The sequence below is a fragment of the Arthrobacter pityocampae genome (assembly GCF_002927275.1).
GTDB classification, from domain to species: domain Bacteria; phylum Actinomycetota; class Actinomycetes; order Actinomycetales; family Micrococcaceae; genus Arthrobacter_D; species Arthrobacter_D pityocampae.
This window is the reverse complement of record NZ_PRKW01000010.1, coordinates 1-5,612: the sequence shown is the minus strand read 5'-3', so window position 1 is coordinate 5,612 and position 5,612 is coordinate 1. Positions and strand designations below refer to the sequence as shown.

Annotated in this window: 7 protein-coding genes; 4 read left to right on the top strand and 3 right to left on the bottom strand. The window is 71.2% G+C overall.

The features are described 5' to 3' along the window. A partial coding sequence (locus tag C4K88_RS16725; protein WP_146065739.1) for an ANTAR domain-containing protein occupies positions 1-188 on the top strand: 188 nt, incomplete at its 5' end. Between the two features lie 32 nt (positions 189-220). On the opposite strand, the gene sigJ is transcribed toward C4K88_RS16725, so the two are convergent. From sigJ to C4K88_RS16710, 3 genes are all read right to left on the bottom strand, one after another. Then, entirely contained in the window at positions 221-1,096 is an 876-nt protein-coding gene (gene sigJ / locus C4K88_RS16720) for an RNA polymerase sigma factor SigJ (protein ID WP_241522035.1), read from the bottom strand. A gap of 5 nt (positions 1,097-1,101) precedes the next feature. Next, complete coding sequence (locus C4K88_RS16715) at positions 1,102-2,250, bottom strand: NAD(P)/FAD-dependent oxidoreductase (protein WP_104122807.1); 1,149 nt, start codon at positions 2,248-2,250, stop codon at positions 1,102-1,104. A gap of 97 nt (positions 2,251-2,347) precedes the next feature. Next, positions 2,348-3,367, bottom strand: a complete 1,020-nt coding sequence (locus C4K88_RS16710) for a LacI family DNA-binding transcriptional regulator (RefSeq protein ID WP_104122806.1) — start codon at positions 3,365-3,367, stop codon at positions 2,348-2,350. Positions 3,368-3,481: 114 nt separating this feature from the next. Here C4K88_RS16710 and C4K88_RS16705 point away from each other — a divergent pair, with 114 nt between their 5' ends. From C4K88_RS16705 to C4K88_RS16695, 3 genes are all read left to right on the top strand, one after another. Beyond that, positions 3,482-4,216 carry a sugar phosphate isomerase/epimerase family protein gene (locus C4K88_RS16705; RefSeq protein ID WP_104122805.1) on the top strand — a complete coding sequence of 245 codons (735 nt, stop codon included), beginning with the start codon at positions 3,482-3,484 and terminating at the stop codon, positions 4,214-4,216. Next, positions 4,213-5,334: a Gfo/Idh/MocA family protein gene (locus C4K88_RS16700; protein WP_104122804.1), complete on the top strand. Its 1,122-nt coding sequence runs from the start codon at positions 4,213-4,215 to the stop codon at positions 5,332-5,334. The genes C4K88_RS16705 and C4K88_RS16700 overlap by 4 nt, the downstream gene beginning before the upstream one ends. Positions 5,335-5,379: 45 nt before the next feature. Then, positions 5,380-5,612 (top strand): aldo/keto reductase (locus C4K88_RS16695; protein ID WP_368771586.1); only part of this gene is annotated, 233 nt, incomplete at its 3' end.

The following is a 5,612-nucleotide window of genomic DNA, read 5'->3' as shown; positions in this document are numbered from 1 at the left end:
AGGAGGCGGTGGACTCCCGGGATGTCATCGGCCAGGCCAAGGGCATCCTCATGGAACGCCACAAGATCACCGGCGAGCAGGCGTTCATCGTGCTGTCCATGGCCAGCCAGCGCACCCACATGAAACTCTGGGACGTCGCCGATCACCTCATCAGCAGCGGCGAACTCCCTCAGAGGAACAAGCGGTAGCGCATCCTTCGCGCCACGCAGGTCCGTGGTCCTCAGTGCCGTGCCGCGGTTCCCAGTTTGTCAGGGTTGCGCACGAGGTAGACCCCGCTGATCCTGCCCTGCCCGTCCGTGCCCACGGCCACGGTCAGTTCCAGTCGGTCCCCCGCATGCACCAGGATGCCCTGGCCACCGTTGAGGGGTCCGATGCCCACGCGCGCCCCCGGCACCGCCGTGCCGGCGATCCTCAGGAGGAACCCAGCGATCGCCGCGGCCCCCAGGACCGGCTTCCGAGCAGCGACCACCTTGCCGCCTCCATCGGAGAGCAGGACGGCGTCGGGGGCCAGCACGTCCATCAGGGTCTGGAGGTCACCGGACCCCACGGCGGCCTGGAAGGCCTCGAGGGCCACCATGCCCTCCTCGCTGCTGCCCGCGGACCGGTCGGCCGCGCCGAGGCGGGCGCGGGCCCGCACGGCGATCTGCCGCACCGCGGCCTGGCTCTTGCCGAGGGCCTCGGCGACGGCCGGGTACGGCAGCTCGAAGACGTCGTGGAGCATGAACACGGCGCGCTGCTCCGGCGTGGCCTGCAGCAGCACCACCGACAGGGCGTAGCTGAGCTGCTCGCTCATCAGCAGTCGCTGTTCGGGGCTGTCCGCCTCCGCCACGAGGGGCTCTGGCAGCCAGGGTCCCGGATAGGACTCCCGTCGCCGTGACACGGTCCGGACCGCATTGAGTGCGGTCCTCGTGGCGATCGTGGCGAGGTAGGCCCGCGGGTTCCGGACCCCGGCCGGGTCCACGCCCGCCCAGCGCAGGTAGCTGTCCTGGACCGCGTCGTCGGCGTCGGCGCGGGTCCCGAGGACCTCGTAGGCGATCGCGAACATCATGGGGCGATGCGCAGCGAACAGCTCGTCCTGCTCCGGCGACGGGGTCACGGGCCTCAGCCTACGGGCAGGGCAGGGCCCGACGGCCACGTGAAGGACCCCGGCCTGCGCGCCTCCCGGGACAGCCAGGCGACGGTCATCCGGCAGACCTGCTCCTTGCCCCATCCTCCCGGCCGTCCGGAGAGCGCCCAGCGGCGGGGTGTGTCGTCGGCGTACACGAGCTGCACGTTCCCCCGACCCGCGCCCAGGTCCACGCACTGCGCGAGGTAGCCGGCGTCGAGCGCGGACGGCGCCGTGCCGGTCAGGCGGGCGAGGATGGTGTCCGCGGCGTGCGCGCCCATCGGCAGTGCGATCGCGCAGGACGCCCGCAGGTGGTTGCCGGCGGGACCGGCCACGGACACGGCGTCGCCGGCGCCGAGGACGCACTCGTGTCCGGACACGGAGAGGGTCGCGTCGACGAGGAGACGCCCACCGCCGTCGACCGGCAACCCGCTGTCGGCCGCGAGGGACGGCACGGCGAGCCCCGCCGTCCAGATCGTCGCCGCCGCGGCCGGCCGAGAGCACCCGCCGGGTGTCGCGGGCGTCACGGTCCCCGTCGCCGGGTCCACGCTCCCGTGCTCGACGACGACGCCGAGGTGGCGCAGGCGTCGGGCCACCGTGTCCTTGCCGGCGAGCGGGTGCGTCAGCCCGGACGGGGCGACGACGGTGACCCGCAGGTCCGGACGAGCCACCGCGAGCACGCACGCCAGCTCCACCCCCGTGGGGCCGGCGCCGGCCACGGTGACCGTCGCGCCGGGTGCCAGCCGCGAGATGGCGCGCCGAGTGTCCGCCGCGGCCGCCGCATTGGTGACCGACAGCAGGGCGGTGGGCGGTTCCCCGCTGCCGACCGCGTACACGAGCCAGTCGAAACCCATCGGGCCGCCGTCCTGCAGGGTCACGAGCCGACGGTCGACGTCGATCCCGAGCGCCCGGGCGGGGAGGCGATGCACCCGCGGGTGCAGCACCGTCGTCCAGTCCACGCCCGCCGAGTCCCGGGTCCCGGCGGCCACCCGGTGCAGCCGGATCCGTTCGGTGAACTGTGCCCCCGGGTCCACCAGGGTGACCTCGACCGGGATGCGGCCCGCGGCCCCACCCGCGATCCGGTTCGCCGCCATCACCCCTGCGTACCCGCCGCCGACGACCACCACGCGCACTGTCCCGTTCATCACGCCTCGCTTCCTCAGAAATGTCCGACACCATCAAGACACCGCCCGCGGGTGATCTGTGACAGGGGCTCCGGGTGGCCTCGGGTTCGCGTGGTGGTCAGCCTGGAGCGGTGCTGGCCCTGACCATCAGTTCACTGCGCGGCATGGACTCCGTCCGGATCGCGCCGGTGTCCAGCACCGCGAGCAGCAGCTCGGCGGCCACCCGCCCCTGCATGCCCGGGTTCCTGGACAGGGCCGTGACGGCGGGGGTCGCGAGCTGGCAGTGCAGCGAGTCGTCCCAGCTGATGATCGCGACGTCGTCGGGGCAGCGCAGGCCGAGTTCGCGCAGGGCGAGCAGCCCGCCCATCGCCATCAGGTCGTTGCCGAACACCACAGCCGTCACCGGGGCTTCCGGCGCGCGCAGGAGGGCCGTGACGGCGTCCTGTCCGGCGAGGAGCGCGTAGTTCGCCTCGTGGGGGAGGACCTCCATGCCGTGGTGTGCCGCGCGCTCCCGCACGCCTTGCACGCGCTCGGCCTCGTGCACGAACCGGTGCGGACCGGACACATGGGCGATCCGGCGGTGCCCGGCGGCGTGGAGGTGGTCGACGATGGTCGTGGCGTCGACGGCGTGGTCCGTCGTCGTCCTCGAGAAGGTGTGAGGCACTCCGGTCTCGGGCGCCCCGTGCAGCACGAACGGCAGACCGAGGCGGTCCAGCAGGGCGGGCCGCGGATCGTCGAGCAGGTGATCGAACACGAGGACGCCGTCGACCTTCCGCTCGCCGGCCCACCGCTCGTAGGTGGCTCGCTCCTGGACGGGGTCGTTGCCGACCATCCGCAGCATCAGGGCCGTGTCACCCGCGGCGAGGGCGGTTTCGATGCCGGTCAGGAGCCCCATGTGATAAGGCTCCGTGCCGATCAGCAGGGGGTCGGCCGCAAGCACCATGCCCACGGCCCCCGCACGGGAGCGGGAGAGTGCCCGGGCCGACGAGCTGGGGTACCAGTCGAGCTCCTCGGCGAGGTCCAGGACACGACGCCGGGTCAGGTCGCTGACGCCCGGCTGGCCGTTGAGCGCGTAGGAGACGGACGCCTTCGAAATGCCCAGCCTCTTCGCCAGACCGGCGATGGTTTCCTTGGCCATGGCTTACACAATAGCCTCACGAATTGCTTGACCGACCCCGCTGAATCACCTACGTTCGAGGGAGTTGCTGAACCGGTTCAGTGGCCCCGACTTTCTCAGCGAGGAGAATCCCCTGTGACGTATTCGCTCCAGCTCTACACCCTGCGGACGGCCCTGGGGGAGGATCTCCCGGGCACCATCAAGCGCGTCGCCGACCTCGGCTACACCGCCGTCGAGCCCTACAACTTCGTCGCCACTGCGGACGAGCTCGCCGAGGCGCTGACCCTCAATGGGCTGACCGCCCCGTCCGGCCACGCGCCCCTCCTCGGTGCGGATCAGGACGAGATCTTCGCGGCCGCACGCAAGCTCGGCATCGGCACCGTGATCGACCCCCACGTGGAACGCTCCCGCTGGAGGACGGACGAGGACATCCGTGCCACCGCGAAGGCCCTCAACGCGGCCGCGGTGAAGGGTGCCGGGTACGGCATCACGGTCGGTTACCACAACCACGAGTTCGAGCTGGAGGAGCGCGTGGGCGGCACCTCCGCCCTCGAGGTGCTCGCGGGCCACCTCGACCCGGCGGTGGTCCTCGAGGTGGACACGTACTGGGCGGCCGTCGGCGGCGAGGACCCCGCCAAACTGCTCCGCCGTCTCGGCGACCGCGTGCGCTTCATCCATATCAAGGACGGCCCGCTCACCAGGAACGACAAGGAGCAGGTGGCGGTCGGCTCCGGCAGCATGCGCGTCTGGGACGTGCTCGACGCCGCCCCCGGGCTCGAGGCCGCCGTCGTCGAACTCGACGACTTCGATGGCGACATCTTCGCCGCCGTCGCCGACAGCCTCGCCTACCTCCAGGAGGGCAGGAAATGAGCACCGCAGCCAAGCGCACGGGTCCGGTCGGCGTCGCCGTCGTCGGCGCCGGCGTCATCAGCAAGGAGTACCTGACGAACCTGATGGGCTTCCCGGACGTGACGGTGCACATCGTCGCCGACATGTTCGAGGAGGTCGCCGCCGCGCGGGCCGCGGAGTTCGGGGTGCCGTCCTCGGGCAGCGTCCAGGATGCGCTGGACCACCCGGACGTCGAGATCGTCGTGAATCTCACCATCCCCGCCGCGCACGTCGAGGTGGCAACCGCCGCCGTGAACGCGGGCAAGCACGTGTGGAGCGAGAAGCCCTTCTCGCTGGATCGTGAGAGCGGGATCGGCCTGCTGAAGAGTGCGGATGCCGCCGGGCTCCGCCTGGGCTGCGCCCCCGACACCTTCCTCGGTGCCGGCCTGCAGACGGCGTTGCGCCTCGTGGCGCGCGGAGACATCGGCGTACCCCTGACCGCGCTGACGCTCATGCAGTCGCCCGGCCCCGAGTCCTGGCACCCGAATCCCGCCTTCCTCTTCCAGGAGGGCGCGGGCCCGCTGTTCGACATCGGGCCCTACTACCTGACGACGCTCGTCCAGACCTTCGGGGCGATCACGAAGGTGGCGGGCTTCGGGTCCACCTCCCGTGCAACCCGCACCATCGGATCGGGGCCGAAGGCGGGCGAGGTCTTCGACGTCACCGTGCCGTCCCACGTCAGCGCGATCGCCCAGTTCGCGAACGGCGAGTCCTCGCAGAGCATCTTCAGCTTCGACTCGCCACTGCAGCGCGCAGGGTTCGTCGAGGTCACCGGCACCGAGGCGACGCTCGCGTTCCCGGACCCGAACAACTTCACCGGCGACCTCCTGCTCACCCGCCGCGGCGCGGAGGAGCCCGAGGTGATCCCGCCCGTCGGCGCGACGTCCACTCGCGGCAGCGGCGTGCTCGAAATGGCACGGGCTCTGCGGGAGGGACGTCCGCACCGTGCGCAGGGACAGATGGCGTACCACGTGCTCGATGCGATGGTCTCGATCTCGGAGAGCATCGCCACGGGCGAGTTCGTCTCGCTCTCGAGCACCGCGACGGCGGCCGAGCCGCTGCCGGAGGACTGGGACCCGTACGCCGCGACCCTCGCCTGAGCACCCGTAGAACCCCGCACGCCCCTCCCACGAACGGATGGTTTCATGACTTTTCTGCCTGCTGATGATCGTTATGACGCGATGCCGTATCGGCGGGTGGGGGTGAGTGGGTTGCGGTTGCCGGCGGTGTCTTTGGGGTTGTGGCATAACTTCGGTGATGATCGGGCGTTCGGGGTGCAGCGGGAGATCCTGCGGCGCGCGTTCGATCTGGGTGTGACGCATTTCGATCTGGCGAACAATTACGGTCCGCCGTACGGGAGTGCGGAGACGAACTTCGG